This is a genomic window from Paenibacillus sp. GCM10027627 (assembly GCF_042675505.1).
GTDB lineage: Bacteria > Bacillota > Bacilli > Paenibacillales > Paenibacillaceae > Pristimantibacillus.
Window position 1 is genome coordinate 256,411 of sequence record NZ_JBHTHB010000002.1, and the last position, 15,654, is coordinate 272,064.

Annotated in this window: 14 protein-coding genes; 2 read left to right on the forward strand and 12 right to left on the reverse strand. The window is 48.7% G+C overall.

Features of this window, described 5'->3' with window-relative positions; genetic code table 11:
• Positions 1–21: 21 nt before the first annotated feature.
• The 9 genes from ACFQZE_RS09225 to ACFQZE_RS09265 form a co-directional block, all read right to left on the reverse strand.
• Positions 22–1,437 (reverse strand): bifunctional 2-methylcitrate dehydratase/aconitate hydratase, encoded by a 1,416-nt coding sequence (locus tag ACFQZE_RS09225; RefSeq protein WP_379356036.1) that lies wholly within the window; start codon positions 1,435–1,437, stop codon positions 22–24.
• A gap of 3 nt (positions 1,438–1,440) precedes the next feature.
• Complete coding sequence (gene mmgD / locus ACFQZE_RS09230; protein WP_379356038.1) at positions 1,441–2,580, reverse strand: citrate synthase; 1,140 nt, start codon at positions 2,578–2,580, stop codon at positions 1,441–1,443.
• Positions 2,581–2,606: 26 nt separating this feature from the next.
• A complete protein-coding gene (locus ACFQZE_RS09235; protein ID WP_379356040.1) occupies positions 2,607–3,752 on the reverse strand; it encodes an acyl-CoA dehydrogenase in 1,146 nt (381 codons plus the stop codon).
• 22 nt (positions 3,753–3,774) lie between these two features.
• Positions 3,775–4,626 carry a 3-hydroxybutyryl-CoA dehydrogenase gene (locus tag ACFQZE_RS09240; RefSeq protein ID WP_379356996.1) on the reverse strand — a complete coding sequence of 284 codons (852 nt, stop codon included), beginning with the start codon at positions 4,624–4,626 and terminating at the stop codon, positions 3,775–3,777.
• Between the two features lie 36 nt (positions 4,627–4,662).
• Positions 4,663–5,850, reverse strand: coding sequence for an acetyl-CoA C-acetyltransferase (locus ACFQZE_RS09245; protein ID WP_379356042.1), 1,188 nt, complete (start codon positions 5,848–5,850; stop codon positions 4,663–4,665).
• Positions 5,851–6,049: 199 nt separating this feature from the next.
• Complete coding sequence (gene pckA / locus ACFQZE_RS09250) at positions 6,050–7,636, reverse strand: phosphoenolpyruvate carboxykinase (ATP) (RefSeq protein WP_379356044.1); 1,587 nt, start codon at positions 7,634–7,636, stop codon at positions 6,050–6,052.
• 27 nt (positions 7,637–7,663) lie between these two features.
• Positions 7,664–7,849, reverse strand: a complete 186-nt coding sequence (locus tag ACFQZE_RS09255; RefSeq protein ID WP_379356046.1) for a GapA-binding peptide SR1P — start codon at positions 7,847–7,849, stop codon at positions 7,664–7,666.
• Between the two features lie 303 nt (positions 7,850–8,152).
• Positions 8,153–8,542: a rhodanese-like domain-containing protein gene (locus ACFQZE_RS09260; protein ID WP_379356048.1), complete on the reverse strand. Its 390-nt coding sequence runs from the start codon at positions 8,540–8,542 to the stop codon at positions 8,153–8,155.
• A gap of 151 nt (positions 8,543–8,693) precedes the next feature.
• Positions 8,694–9,224, reverse strand: coding sequence for a type 1 glutamine amidotransferase domain-containing protein (locus ACFQZE_RS09265; RefSeq protein ID WP_379356050.1), 531 nt, complete (start codon positions 9,222–9,224; stop codon positions 8,694–8,696).
• Positions 9,225–9,545: 321 nt separating this feature from the next.
• Between ACFQZE_RS09265 and ACFQZE_RS09270 the strand changes: the two genes are divergently transcribed.
• A complete protein-coding gene (locus ACFQZE_RS09270) occupies positions 9,546–11,171 on the forward strand; it encodes a discoidin domain-containing protein (protein WP_379356052.1) in 1,626 nt (541 codons plus the stop codon).
• A gap of 17 nt (positions 11,172–11,188) precedes the next feature.
• Positions 11,189–11,908 carry a polysaccharide deacetylase family protein gene (locus ACFQZE_RS09275; protein WP_379356054.1) on the forward strand — a complete coding sequence of 240 codons (720 nt, stop codon included), beginning with the start codon at positions 11,189–11,191 and terminating at the stop codon, positions 11,906–11,908.
• A gap of 113 nt (positions 11,909–12,021) precedes the next feature.
• Here ACFQZE_RS09275 and sigK read toward each other — a convergent pair whose 3' ends face one another.
• From sigK to ACFQZE_RS09290, 3 genes are all read right to left on the reverse strand, one after another.
• Positions 12,022–12,720, reverse strand: a complete 699-nt coding sequence (sigK, locus tag ACFQZE_RS09280) for an RNA polymerase sporulation sigma factor SigK (protein ID WP_379356056.1) — start codon at positions 12,718–12,720, stop codon at positions 12,022–12,024.
• Between the two features lie 143 nt (positions 12,721–12,863).
• Positions 12,864–14,813 (reverse strand): FtsX-like permease family protein, encoded by a 1,950-nt coding sequence (locus ACFQZE_RS09285; protein WP_379356058.1) that lies wholly within the window; start codon positions 14,811–14,813, stop codon positions 12,864–12,866.
• Positions 14,803–15,564, reverse strand: a complete 762-nt coding sequence (locus ACFQZE_RS09290) for an ABC transporter ATP-binding protein (RefSeq protein WP_379356060.1) — start codon at positions 15,562–15,564, stop codon at positions 14,803–14,805. The genes ACFQZE_RS09285 and ACFQZE_RS09290 overlap by 11 nt, the downstream gene beginning before the upstream one ends.
• Between the last annotated feature and the right edge of the window lie 90 nt (positions 15,565–15,654).

The following is a 15,654-nucleotide window of genomic DNA, read 5'->3' on the forward strand; positions in this document are numbered from 1 at the left end:
CTCCGATCCTCGCTATTTATTTCAAACGATCAGCATCCCCATAAACTGAGCCACCGGCATTTCCGCCAATCGCTGAAAATCAAACGTCTCGCGTAAAATATCCGACGTTCTTTTGCGTGTAAAACGGGTTAGCAAAGCGGCTTCGCATTTATCAATCACTTTGGGCAGCCCTTCCTCGCGTCTCCGGCGATGGCCGATCGGATATTCACACACCGCTTTTTCCGATTCCGTCCCGTTTTGGAAGCGAATTTGCACGGCATTGGCAATCGACCTTTTGTCCGGATCGAGGTAATCTTTGCTGTATTGCTCATGATGCACGACAAGCATTTTTTCCCTGAGCGCATCGATTCTAGGGTCGCGGGCTGCATCATCCTCATAATGCTCGGCAGCCAGCTCTCCGTGAATGAGTGCGACCGCCACCATATATTGCAGACAGTGATCACGGTCGGCCGGATTATGAAGGGGACCGCGCTTGTCGATAATGCGTATGGCCGATTCATGGGTTGTTAAAATGACTTGGCTAATGTCGTCCAAACGGTCTTTCGCAACAGGATGCAGCTTAAATGCGCATTCCACAGCCGTTTGCGCATGAAACTCGGCGGGGAACGATACTTTGAACAATACATTTTCCATGACATACGTGCCGAGCGGCCGGCCCAGCGCAAGTGGCTTGCCGCCAAACAAAACGTCTTGAAATCCCCACTTATGAGCTGTAAGCGCCGTTTCGTAGCCCATTTCTCCGGTTAACGCCATCAAAGCGTGACGGACTCCGCGGCTCGTGGCATCTCCCGCCGCCCATGATTTGCGGGAGCCCGTATTCGGGGCTTGGCGGTACGTTCGCAAACTGCCGCCATCGAGCCACGCATTGGAGAGCGCGTTCACCGTCTCCTCCTTCGTCCCTCCGAGCAGAACGGACGCAACTGCCGTCGAGGCGATTTTGACAAACAGGACATGATCAAGCCCCACCCTGTTCAAGGAATGGTCAAGCGCCAGCACCCCTTGTATCTCATGAGCTTTAATCGCGGCCGCCAGCACCTCCCGCATAAGCAGCGGCGGTTTGCCTTCCGACTGCCTAAGGCGCGCAGCATAATCCGCGACGGCGAGTATAGCTCCTAAATTATCGGAAGGATGTCCCCACTCCGCGGCAAGCCATGTATCGTTGTAATCGAGCCAGCGAATAAGACTGCCGATATTAAAGGCGGCATGAACGGGATCAAGCTCGTACCGCGTGCCGGGCACTCGCGCTCCTCCAGGCAATACGGCGCCGGGCACAATCGGTCCGATATGTTTTGCGCATTCCGGGAAACGAAGCGCCAGCACCGCCGTTCCGATCGAATCCATTAATACGTATTGCGCTATCCGGTACGCTTCACTGCTCTCCACTTTGTAATCATGCGCATAATCGGCTATATCCAATAGCAAACGGTCACTCCCCATGCCCTACTCCTCCTCTCCCGCAGTCCCGCTTGGCGGCTGTAAGCCTCTTGGTCCCTTATAAAGCACCCTCGGCCTGAAAAGACGGTTATGTTCATGCTGCTCAATGACATGAGCGCAAATCCCTGCCGTGCGCGCCGCCAAAAAAACGGGCGTAAACAACGGAATCGGAATGCCCAGCAAATGATAAACGGGCGCGGCATAATAATCCAAATTAGGATACAGCCCCTTTTCCCGTTCCATAGCCTCTTCCCCTGCTACACACAGCTCATATAACGATTGATCCTTCTTTTCCAAACATAGGGATAGCAGTGCTTCCTTCATCAGCAGGGCGCGGGGATCGGGCTTCCGCATATAGACACGATGGCCAAAACCCATTATTTTTTGCTTGCGGTCCAGCTGGTTTTTGATCAATGTGGTTAAGCCTTCCGGCGTTCCCGCCTCCAGCAGCATGTGCATAACGGCCTCATTGGCTCCTCCGTGCAGCTTGCCCTTTAAGGAGGAGGCTCCTCCGGCAACAGCGCCGTATAGATCGGACATCGTCGATGCGATGACTCTTGCGGCAAAGGTGGAGTTCGGCATTTCATGCTCGCTGTACAAAATAAGCGATTGATCGAACAACCGCTCCTCCAGCCGGCTTGGCGTCCGTCCTGTTAGTAGCCGCAAAAACCGGCCGGAAAAAGACAGCTCGGAACTAGCCTCGTGTTCAGACGTTGAGGAAAAAGTTCGGCAACCGCATGCGAGCAACTGCGGCATTTTCGCAATGAGCCTGATCGCTTTGCGAACATTGGCCTCTTTGGAGTGATCCTCCAATTCCGCATCAAAGCCCGCCAAAGCCGAGATGCCCGTCCGCAAGACGTCCATTCCGTCCATCCCATGCGGCAGAAGTGCAAAAACGGCTTCTACTTGTTGCGGCAGCTCGGATTGGGCCAGCCACTTGGATTCCAGTTCTTCTCTCTCCGGCGCATTTGGAAAACGGCCGTGCAGCAGCAAATAAGCTGTATCGGCGTAGGTTGCCCGCTCCGCCAGCTCCAGCAGATCATAGCCTCGCACAACAATTTGCTCTTTTTCCACATCCAAATAAGAAATTGAAGTTTCGCTTGCGATCACATTTTCCAGCCCCGGCACATACTCCATGTTGGACATGTCCGCATGCCTCCTCTAATGTCCGCCTATCCGCCCTTCATCAAATGTTTGGAAATGACGAGGCGCTGAATCTCGTTGGTGCCTTCATAAATTTGCGTCACTTTCGCATCGCGGAACAGCCGCTCCACGGGATATTCTTTCATATAGCCGTATCCGCCAAATATTTGCACCGCCTCGGTTGCGGCCTCCATCGCGGCGTCGGAGCAAAATCGTTTGGCCATCGACGCTTCTTTACCGCAAGGCGCGCCGCTTGCTTTGAGCGACGCCGCCCGGTATAGGAGCAGCCTCGCCGCTTCCACTCCAGTCGCCATATCGGCAAGCTTGCACGCAATCATCTGATGCGAGGCAATCGGCTTGCCGAATTGCCTTCGTTGTCTGGCATAGGCAAGCGAATGGGAAAGGGCAGCCTCGGCGATGCCTAGCGACTGGGCGGCAATGCCGATTCGGCCCGCCTCAAGGCAGCTCAGCGCAATGCTATAGCCATCGCCCTCCCCGCCCAGCAGCCCCTCCGCCGCAACTTCAGCCTCGTCGAAAATAAGCTCTGTCGTGCTTGCGCCGAGCAGACCAAGCTTTTTTTCCCTTTTGCCAATGGAGAAGCCCGTCGTCCCGTCCTCTACAATAAAAGCGGATATGCCTTTGGCTCCAAGCGAAGGGTCCGTCACCGCAAAAACGATATAAGAGCCGGCATATCCGCCATTCGTAATAAAGGTTTTGGTACCGTTCAAATAGTAGCTATCCCCTCTTTTGACGGCAGTCGTCCGAATGCTGCCGGAATCGGAGCCGGCGCTCGGCTCAGTGAGCGCAAATGCGCCAATCGACTCGCCGGAGGCAAGCTTCGGCAAATATTTGTTTTTTTGCGAGTCGTTGCCGTAATAAAGAATCGGATTTGTTCCAACAGACGTATGCACCGACAAGATGACGCCTACAGCGGCGCTTACCTTCGATATTTCATGAATCGCAATAATTGTGGAGCGGTAGCCCGCGCCTGAACCGCCCCATTGCTCGGGCACGGAGATGCCCATTAAACCAAGCTCCCCCATTTTTTTGACAATGTCATGGGGAAAACAATCCTTCTCTTCCATCTCGGGAACAAAGGGGGCGATTTCGCGGCGCGCAAAGTTCCGTACCAGCTTGCTAAGCGCTTCCTCATCGCTCGTAAATGGCTCGATCATGACGCCTTCACTTCCTCCGCCGTTATTCGTAGATGTAGAAGCCGCGTCCTGTCTTTTTTCCCAGCCATCCGGCAGATACGTATTTTTTGAGCAGCGGACATGGACGGTACTTGGAGTCGCCAAAGCCCTGCTGGAGCACTTCCATAATGGAGAGGCAGGTGTCGAGCCCAATCATGTCCGCCAGCGCCAGCGGCCCCATGGGATGGTTCATGCCAAGCTTCATCATTTGATCCACGGATGCCGGAGACGCCACCCCTTCATAAACGCAAAAAATAGCTTCGTTAATCATCGGCATCAGCACTCGGTTGGAAACAAATCCGGGCGAGTCGCCCGCCTCAATCGGCGTCTTGCCCATTTGTTCCGCAAGCTTGCACGCCGCGGCATACGTTTTATCCGAGGTTGCAAGACCGCGAATGACTTCTACCAGAGGCATAACCTGCACCGGGTTCATAAAATGAATGCCAACAACTTTATCCGGGCGCTTCGTCACCGCAGCCAGCCTTGTAATGGACAAGGAGGAAGTATTGCTGGCCAAAATCGTTTCTTCCCGGCAAATGCCGTCAAGCGCCCGAAACAGCGCCTCTTTCATTTCCGCATCCTCATGCACCGCTTCAATGACTAAATCCACATCGCGAGCACCGCCAAGCTCTCCCAGGCGGCTAATGCGAGAGGCTGCAAGCTCGGCTTCCTCCTTGCTCCTTCTCCCCTTCTGCACGTCGCGCGCCAAGCGGCTTGCGATGCTTGCAATCGCTCCATCCGCTTTGCCTGGATCGATATCATACAAATACACTTTAATGCCGGACAAGGCGGCGGATTGCGCGATGCCGCTCCCCATCTGCCCCGCCCCGGCGACCATTAGCGTCTGAACGGTTATCGTCCTCACCTCCCGTTAACGGTCATGAAAGGTACATCAGCCTTCCTTCTCCACTTTAATGAGAATAGCGTCCCCTTGCCCGGTTCCGCTGCAAATAGCGGCGATGCCCATCCCTCCGCCGATGCGCCGCAGCTCATGGAGCAGGGTAACGATAATTCGCGCTCCGCTCGCGCCGATCGGATGACCAAGCGCGATCGCTCCGCCGTGCACATTGACTTTTTCGGGGTTCCAGCCGGCAATGCCCCCGCTCTTCAGAACAACGGCTGCAAACGCCTCGTTAATTTCAAACCGGTCGATTTGCGGGAGAGTATAACCCGTTTTGCCCAGCAGCTTCTGAAGGGCCAGCGCCGGGGCATCGGCGATCTCCTTCGGCCGCAGCGCCACTTCGGCATGGCCGAGGATGATACCAAGCGGCTTCGTCCCCGACTGGCCCGCCCGCTCATTCGACATACAGACGACGGCCGCCGCTCCATCGCAAATTCCCGGCGCGTTGCCTGCCGTAATCGTCCCCCCAGGAAACAGGGAAGGCAGCTTGGAAAGCGCCTCCATCCCGGCATCCTTGCGCGGCGCCTCGTCTTTTGCCGCTTGATCCATCCCGCCGCCCCCGCTTAATGGAACCGGGACAATTTCTTCCGCCCAAATGCCCGATTCGGCCGCTTGAACCGCTCTCAAGTGGCTGCGCAGCGCCCAATCGTCCTGCATGTAACGGGTAAGTCCGGCTTGCTCCGCCGCCGAGTTGCCATATTCCGTCATGGCGGCATTGCCAAATGGGCATGTCAATCCGTCTCGCAGCATAAGATCAATCAAATTGTCGTGGCCCATCCGCTTGCCAAAGCGAATGCCGGGAAGCGCATAAAGCGCGCCGCTCATGCTCTCCATGCCCCCCGCCACGATGACTTCGCCGTCGCCCGCGCGGATGCATTGATCGGCCATCGCAATGGCGCGAAGTCCCGAGGCGCATACTTTATTGACCGCCTCCGCCGCCGTCTCCCACGGCAGTCCTCCGTGGAATGCCGCTTGCCGAGCGGGATTTTGCCCGCTGCCGCCTTGAAGCACCATTCCCATAATCACTTTGTCCACATCGGCTCCGGCGATGCCAGCCCGCTCTACCGCTCCTCGAATGGCAATACCGCCGAGCCGAACGGCACTTGCCTCCTTGAGCGCTCCGCCAAATTTTCCAATCGGCGTCCTTGCCGCGCTTACGATGACCGTTTGTACGGACATGCTGCCATCATCCCCCCTTTTTCCGGAATAAACGGCCTTTTTTTATCTTATGCGAGCGAAGGCTTTGTTCATGTTTAGGTTAAATACAGAAAGCTTGCTTAAACCTGTAGACGGAGACGGATTTTATGCAAAAAGGAGCTGTATTCAAGTGGCGAACCACCTGAAATACAGCTCCTTTTTTATTTGATGCATCGTTTCTTTATTCCAATGCTAGTTGAGGCCCGGCAAGCTTAATGCTCTCCGCCACACCGTTAAACTTTTCGAAATTGCGTATGAACAGCTTGGCCAGTTGCTGCGCCTTCTGATCATAAGCTTCCGGATCGGACCAAACGCTTTTTGGATCCAGCAGCTCGGCAGGAACGGAAGGCACTCCATCCGGGACAAGCACTCCAAACACAGAATGCGGCTCGAAATGAGCTTCTTCGATGCTTCCGTTTAGGATCGCTGTCACCATCGCTCTTGTGTACGGCAAATTCATTCGTTTGCCAACCCCGTATGGACCGCCGCTCCAGCCCGTATTTACCAAATAAACACGCGCGTTATGTTTTGTAATTTTTTCTCCGAGCATTTCCGCGTACACGCTTGGCTTCAAAGGAAGAAACGGTGCGCCGAAGCAGGAGGAGAACGTCGCTTCCGGCTGCGTTACGCCGCGTTCCGTTCCGGCAAGCTTAGACGTGTAACCGGATAAGAAATGGTACATCGCCTGTTCTTTTGTCAGCTTGGACACGGGAGGCAATACGCCAAAAGCATCCGCCGTCAGAAACACGATTACCTCAGGATGGCCAGCCACTCCGGGCAATACCGCATTTGGAATAAAGTCGATCGGATACGCGGCACGTGTATTTTCCGTCAAGGAATTGCTGCTGTAATCAGCTTCGCCAGTGCCTTCATTTACGTCTACATTTTCCAAAACGGAGCCGAATTTAATTGCGTTCCATATTTGCGGCTCTTTCTCTTCCGTAAGTCCGATACACTTCGCGTAGCAGCCGCCTTCAAAGTTGAATACGCCGTTGTCGGACCAGCCGTGCTCGTCGTCGCCAATGAGCTGGCGATCCGGGTCGGCGGACAAAGTCGTTTTTCCCGTTCCCGACAATCCGAAAAACAAAGCCGTATCGCCCTTCTCCCCAACGTTGGCGGAGCAATGCATCGGCATTACGCCTCTAAAAGGAAGCAGCAAATTCAGCGCGCTAAAAATGGACTTTTTCATCTCGCCTGCATAATGGGTGCCGCCGATCAGCACCGTTTTCCGCTCAAAGGACAAGGCGATAAATGTTTCCGAGTTTGTTCCGTCCGTTGCGGGATTTCCTTGCAGCCCCGGCATAGCGATGACCGTAAACTCCGGTGTATGCTGGAGAAGCTCCTCTTCGGTCGGACGAATAAACAATTGATGGACAAACAAGTTTTGCCATGCGTATTCATTAATAATCCGAATAGGCAGACGGTAGTCCGGGTCGGAACCGGCAAAACCGTCGAACACAAACAGTTGTTGTTTCTCCATATAGTTCAGCGCTTTTTCGTAAAGGGAATCGAATTGCTCCCGTGTCATGGACTGGTTTACGCCGCCCCATGCGATATGATCCGTCGTCGCTGGCTCATCGACAATAAACTTATCTTTAGGAGAGCGTCCTGTAAATTTTCCCGTTGTCACTTGCAGAGCCCCGGTCGAGGTCAGTTGTCCTTCTCCTCTAAGCAGTGCGGCTTGTACAAGCTGTGCTACCGTCAAATTCTGGTGGGCCTCCTCCAGACTGGGTGCTGTATTCCGTTCGCTTACTCCACTGTTTCCCATTTCGGTATCCTCCCTTGTATTCATATCTTAAAATGACTCTTCAATTAGAGCAGGTATCGTTGCGGCAGAAGTACCGTGCAGCCGTCTGCATTCAGGATGGTCGCAAACGCCATAAAAGGTTGAAATGCGATTCGTATCCACCGTTTCCACTTGAACGTTGCAATGTTTACAAATAATAATGCCCAATTTTCCTTTTCCGCTCTCAGGTTTCATGTTTCGCTAGTCCCCTCCGGCTTTACGCCATGGAATGCTTCTTTCATCTTCATGAATTTAATGTACATCACAGTTAAATGGTGCGCAATTTATGAACATAAACGTCATACTTCACATTAATAATACGTCATATATATTTTATATGACATCATATTAATCTAAAGTTGAGATAGAATCAATGCCTAAACGAGAAATAAGGCTTGGACGACTGCCCCGGAGCGTGTATTGCTCCCTTGTGCAGCGCCAAGCCTTATTTGATGTTAAAAACCTTTGAAATTGCCGAACGTCAGCAGCAAAACAATGCTACTTTTTCTCCAACGGACCGCCCCAAGCCATAATGCCGCTGGACAGATGACCCATATTGCGGTAGCCGTGCTTGCTCAAAAGTTTGGCAGCCCGCTTGCTCCGCATGCCGCTTTGGCAATACAAGAGCACCTTTTGCTCCTCGGGAATGGAATCCAATCTGGACCCAAGCTGAGACAAAGGAATGTTGACCGCACCAGGAATGTGGCCCCGTACATACTCATGACTCTCCCTCACATCGATAAGGGTTGCGCCGTCTGCACTGTTCATTTCATCCTCAAACCGACGCGGGCTAAGGTTGGCGAGCCCTCTTACTGGACGAATGATGAAGTATGCCATTGCAATGAGAAACAAAACAAAAAAGATATATACAAGCGTATCACTGTTCAACTTATATCCCCCGCATAAATAATGACATTTCTATACCCCAATAGGTATAGAAACTAATATAGTGCATTAGCGCACGGGAGTCAAGAATGGCAGATTATGAACAGGACATAAACAGGTTCCAAACAGATTTCCAACAGCTACGCAGCTTATTTTACCATGCATTAACACCTATTTTTTTCACGATTTCACCTATAAAATCAGGCTCGTCCTCCGGCGTACGGGATGTAATCCAATTTTGATCCACCACAACGCTCTGATCCAGGAAACGACCGCCAGACCTATCTATTTCTAATGCAAGCTCTGGGTAAGCGGTTAGCGTCCTTCCTTCCAGCAAGCCTGCTTCGGCCAATACTTGCGGCCCGTGACAAATGGCGGCAATGACAATTCCTTTCTCGTTGGCTTCCTGTACAAAATGTTGAATGCGCTCATCGTCTTTAAGCTTGCCGGGCGAACGTCCTCCCGGTATAACGACAGCATCGTAATCACCGGTATTCGCTTCCGCAATCGACAAATGGGTTTGATAAGCGATCGTCCCCCGCTTTCCTTCCAGCTTCTCGCCGGCATGCAAGCCGATAATAACCGTTTCATGGCCGTTTTTCACCAGTTCGTCAAACGGATTTTTCATCTCGGAATCCTCAAAGCCGTCCGCCAGCAGAAACGCAACCTTTTTTGCTTTTGGCATAGTACCCCACTCCTTTGCTATCGTGATTTATACGTACTATACCCATAATGAGGGAATTTGAAGCGTTCAGCCTTTCATTGATTCAATCTAATTTTTAAAAAATGACATATATGAAATACTATGGTACATTATGTTTACACCCATAAAAAGTCATAAAAATCACATTTATAAAGAAGGGCAGATGATGTAATTACATAAAAACTGAATTATTGATAATAATCACTTATTATTTTTTTCTTAATTCATTTTATTTATACAAAATATTTAATTATTATAAATACTGCCTATCTGCCATATTTCATTTACTTGGAGGAAAAAAATTTGGAACAGATATTTAAAAACCAATCGTTCAATTATTTAAATTGCAGAAAAATACAAGTGTTTAACCATCTGCTTGAGAAAGGGATTCCTGTTAAACATTTTTATTACAACTGTTTGGAATCAACAGATGATGTTTTGGATCAAGTGATTAAAAAAAGGAACAAGAAGTGGAGACTTTCTTCCAATTTGGGAAACGAGTTCGAACAATTAGGTATAAAAAAAATAGAGATTCCCTTTAATCGGATTCAAGATGTTAAGGATAAACTTATATCCCTTTTGGATAGCGAGAGTGTATTCATCTGGCTGCACGCCCCAAAACTTCATCATCGGACAGGAATGGAGCCTTTAGCTAACCACTCTTTGCTCATCGTTAACTATTTAGGCGATGATACCTTTCTAGTAGATGATGTCCCGCTGAAAAAAGAAATTGTGTACACCCTATGCGACTTACAGTACGGTGAAGAACTAATTAATTACGATCATAATTGGCTGACTTACTATGATGTGAAGCAGTTTGAATACAGCAACGAATTTAAGGCGGATATCGATCGAAGAGCCAAATCACATATTCGTCATTTCCATGACAGCTTTTCATTTTACAATGAATTGGCTCTTTATTTCGAGGAAAACGAACAAGTCGACGATCATCTTTTTGAACTGCTGCCTTATTTTGACGACGCCATCTCTATCATTGCTGGATCGCGGCTATTGTTTTCACAATTCGTTACAGAAAGAGAATGGCCAAGCATATATTCCAGCATATATTTTGATATTGCCAAGAAACTGGAGTCTCTTAAACTAGTCCTTTCAAAATCGGCCATCACCAGAAAATTTAAACGTGTAGCCTTAATCGATCTCATACAAAAAATCAAAAGCATGGAAGAGGATTCACTCCGTTTAATTAATGAATACGTCGGCAACGTTAACGAAATCTATCCTTTATTGGAGCAATTTCAAGAGCTGAATTTAGATACGCCCCATCCGCCAACGTTTTTGGCAAATAGCTCTACAAGCATTAAAGTGGACTGGAGCAAACAAACGGAGCCGTTGTGGATCACCTCATATGAAGTGTATAAAGACGAAGAGCTCGTCTCCACTACAACATTGCGCCAGTTTACGATTCCAAATTTATTGCCGGATCGCTCTTATCGAATCTCAATTCGTGCCATAGGTCTATTTGGGAATACAAGTCCTGCCAGCGAGCCCGTTGCCTTGACTACTTCCAAAGGGAGTTTATTAGATGATTTAGCCTTTCATAAACCTGTTTACTCATCCAGCGATGAGCATTCTCAATTTACGAAAGACAACGTTGTGGATGGAAAAATGGATTCCAGATGGAGCAGCGATCCCGAGGAGGATAGCTCCTGGCTATACGTTGATTTGGGGGTTGAAACAACCTTTTCCAAACTAAAATTGACTTGGGAGTCCGCCTATGCCCAACATTATAAAATCCAATCCTCTATGAACTCGCTTGATTGGATCGACATTCATGAAACGGATAATGGCCATGGTGGAGAAGAAACCATCCACTTTCAAAATGAAAAAGGGAGATATCTTAAACTATTGTGTTTAAAAAAAGCGACAACTTTCGGCTATTCCGTCTGGAAGCTTGAAGTGTATCCCTAATGAAAGGAGAACCAACTTTGTCCGGCAAACTTTTTGACTATCGGATCATTTGCAACGATCCCACGCTTGACGATCCCATCGATCCTAGAGCCATACGTGGATTTAACATACCTCCCGATCTGGGCTCCTTTGTTTGTCTCACTTTCGACGATGGCCCGACATCTCTGAACACTCCAAAAATTTTAGATGTATTAAAAGCCTATAACGCTAAAGCGACCTTTTTTGTATTAGGTGAATTTGTTGAATACTTTCCCCAAATTACGCTTCGAATAGCTGAAGAGGGGCATGAGATCGGCAACCATACTTTCTCGCATCCAGAGCTCTCTGAATTAACGGCTGAACAATTGAAAAAAGAAATTTTGGATACGGAAGCCGCTATTGAGTTGATCACAAAAAACAGAAGCCGCTTATTTAGGCCAACCTACGGTGTTTTCAGAAATTGTCTACTGGATCAGGTCGAAAACTTAGGATACAAAGTCGTTCTTTGGTCGAGGGACATGTTAATTAAAGACTGGGAGCAGCCTGGGGCAGAAACGTTAATAGAACGGGTCGTTTCCAACATAAAAAGCGGCTCAAATATTTTGCTTCATGACGGCGGCGGAGAAAGAGAGCAAACCATTGAAGCACTGCAAAGCATCATTCCGCTGCTGACGGAACGCGGATATCAATTTGTAACGGTAAGTGAAATGATCGAACTGTCGGCGACCACAGCCAAAAAAGAATCTCTAATCAGTTAGTCCAATTGCTTAATCCGAATGGACGCACATAAAAAAAAGCGCAAAGTCTAGGGTTATCCCCAATGACCTTGCGTTTTTTTTGTTTATGGAACGACTGGACATCCATTATCCAATCATCGTTTAGCCTTATAAAACTCATGATACAGCTTCATAAGCGCCCGCTTCTCAATACGCGAAACATAACTCCGCGATATGCCAAGTTCCTTCGCAATTTCCCTTTGCGTTCGCTCGTCTCCGCCATGCACCAGTCCGAAACGGCCGATGACCACTTCCTTCTCGCGATCATCCAGTATATCTAAATTTTTATATATTTTGCTTTTTTCGATTTTGAGCTGTACCTTATCGGCCACATCGTCGGACTCTGTCCCGAGAATATCGATAAGAGTAATCTCGTTCCCCTCTTTGTCCGTCCCAATAGGATCGTGCAGGGATACGTCTTTCCTCGTTTTTTTCAACGACCTCAAATGCATAAGTATTTCATTCTCGATACAGCGAGCCGCAAAAGTCGCCAGCTTTGTTCCTTTTCCCGTCTGGAAGCTTTCGATCGCCTTAATAAGCCCGATGGTGCCAATCGAAATAAGATCCTCCAAATCCTCGCCCGTGTTATCGAATTTTTTGACGATATGGGCAACCAGCCGAAGATTATGCTCGATCAGCAAATTGCGCGAGTGGGCATTGCCTTCTGCCATGAGCGCCAGATGCTTCGTTTCTTCCTCTTCCTTGAGCGGTTGCGGGAAAGCGTTGTTTTTCACATACGAGACGAGCAGCGTCAGTTGTTTAATAAATAAAGCAATGGCCGTAAATATTCCCATGTTGCGTACACCCCCAGGCTGTATTGCCAGAATCCAGCCGACGCTGGCTTCCTAGCGCGTCAAAGCGTCAGTTGTACATTGTATGTGGGCATAGGCCTATAAGTGCAAGTTCAATAAATCGCGGGTCGGAATATTTTCGTTCCTTACAATGCTTCTTTAATCATTTTCCGATAATATTGAACGGACAAAATACCGAAGATGGAATAAAGCGCGGTGTAAAGCAGCATGACCAGCAACATTGGCGTGACCAGCTCCGTGCCGAAGAAAAACCAGCCCGATTTGACCGCAAAGTAGCTGTGCGACAGCCCGACAACAAGCGGAATGCCAAAGCTGAACAACTGCTTGATGCGAATGCCGCGAATCAAATCTGTCCTCGTAAAGCCAAGCTTTCGCAAAATCGTATAGTTCGGTTTCTCCTCTTCACTTTCGCCCATTTGCTTAAAATAAAGGATATTGCCGGATGTAATCAGGAACGTCAAGCCTAAGAAAGCGACAATAAACATGATGAAGCCCATCATTTGCTTTTGCTGATTGCTTGTATTGAGCTGCGAGTCGCTAGGCTCGTTCTCATCCAGCTTCATCTCGGTAAATAGCTCCGTCGCCGCTTTAACTTTGTCCCGATCCTTCATTTGAATGCCGATATAAAGGTTCGATTTTTTTTGAATAGACGGATCGATGCCTTCATTCAGCCGCTTGAAAATGGAATCGTCAACTATGACAACCGGCAATCCGCCGCTTTTGAACGGCCATGAAACGATCGGCTGATCCTTCAGACCAATATATTGCTGCGCAATTTTTTCATGCGGGTTAATAAGCTCGACAGGACCGGAATCCTTCAGCGCCAAAAACTGTTTTAATACGCTGCTGTACCCCGAAAAATAAACTTCCTCAGGCGATACGTCGATCCGGTCGGCCGACTTTTCACTTACGACCGGGAGCGTCATAAGGCTTGAATCTTTGATGCTCATCCCATCGAGGCTGTTGTTCATAATCTGCTCCACTTTAACGTCGACCTGAATGACCGGAATCACGTTTTCCGTATAGCCCCATCCCTTTTCGTCCAAAGCGTCTTTGAATGGCTTCGCCGCTTCTTCCGTCATAAACGCAAAGTGGTCGGGGACGTTGTTGCGAGCCGTTTTCTCGGCGGAATAATAGGAAATGTAACTAAGCGACAACAAACCGATCGCCAGCGCAGATACCGTTGTAATAATGGTCAGCAATATAGCGCTCGACTTCATCCGGAACATAATGGACGACAACGACAACGTTTCTACAATGTTCAAATACCCGTTTTTTTGCTTGCGAATGAGATGGAGTAAAAAGCTGACTGAGCCTTTATAAAAAAGATACGTTCCGATAATAACCGATCCTAAAATCGCAATCATCGTCATAAATAAACCGTTCATCGACACAATTTTACCGCCAAACAGCTGCGAGGATAAATAATAACCCCCTGCAATAAGAGCAATACCGATTATGCCGATTACCATCTCGAACCAGGACAATCTTCTTGCTTTCCCTTCCGTAGATGAGGTCACTCTGAACAGCGATAGAATCGTTTGTTTTTTAATAAACAAATAGTTCATCAACATAACCAACAAATAAATGGCCAAAAATACAATAATCGTTTGAACGAGCGCTTGGGGCGAAAAATAAAGCTCGGCCATCGCCTCAACGCCTATCATTTTGAACAGAAGCATGAGCAGCAATTTGGAAACCGAAAACCCGACCCCTACCCCGATCAAAATGGAACCGAAGTACAAAATAAAGTTTTCCACAGTAAGCAAACGGAAAATTTTCTGCTTGGTCATACCGATCAGTTGAAACAACCCGATTTCCTTGCTCCGTCTGCGGATAAAGATTGTATTGGCGTACAGCAAAAAGATCGAAACGATCACAACAAGCAATACCGAACCCGCTTTAATGCCGGCCCCGCCTTTAATGGACATTTCCACTTCATCCATCGCCGGGTCGTATTGCAGCGTAACAAAAGCGAAATAAAGAGCGGAGCTGAACACGAGCGCAAATACGTATAAATAATAATTTTTAATGTTCTTCTTTAAGTTTCGGAACATGAGTTGATTAAGGCTCATGATGCACCCCGCTCAGGACGCTTTGCGTCGACATAATGTCGTTAAAAAAGCTTTGTCTCGTCTGCTCCCCTTTGTTCAATTGGGAATAAATGCGGCCATCCTTAATAAAAATTACTCTTGTGCAATAGCTGGCGGCAACGGGGTCATGCGTCACCATTGCGATGGTCGCTTGCCTCTTCTGGTTCATTGCGCTCAGCTTATTGAGCAAATCGGAGGCCGATTTGGAATCCAAGGCACCTGTTGGCTCATCGGCAAAAATTATGCTTGGATCGTGGATAAACGCCCTTGCCGCGGAGGTACGCTGCTTCTGACCACCCGATATTTCGTTCGGGTATTTGCCCTGAAGTTCGTAAATGCCGAGCTCGGTCGCTACCTCTTCGAATTTGCGTTCCACCTCTTTACGGGGCGTTTTTGTAATCGACAGCGGCAACAAAATGTTTTCTTTTACCGTCAGCGTGTCGAGCAAGTTATACTCCTGAAAAATAAACCCTAAATGACGTTTACGGAATTCCGCCAGCTGCTTTTCTTTCAGCGTGGAGATGACGCTTCCTTCGATTTTAATTGCGCCGCTGCTAATATGATCAATCGATGACAGCACATTCAGCAAAGTTGTTTTGCCTGAGCCCGAAGCGCCCATAATGCTGACGAACTCTCCTTTGACAATGCTAATATCGAGACCTTTGAGCACTTCCTGTTTATTGAACTTGTTTCCATAGCTTTTGTGAATTTTGGAAGCTTCCAATATAACCATCTGCTGCACTCTCCTTCGATCTATTACTTGTATTGTAATAGAATCTCCCTACTCCCTGCCTTCGATTTAACGAACAAAACAATAAAAGCA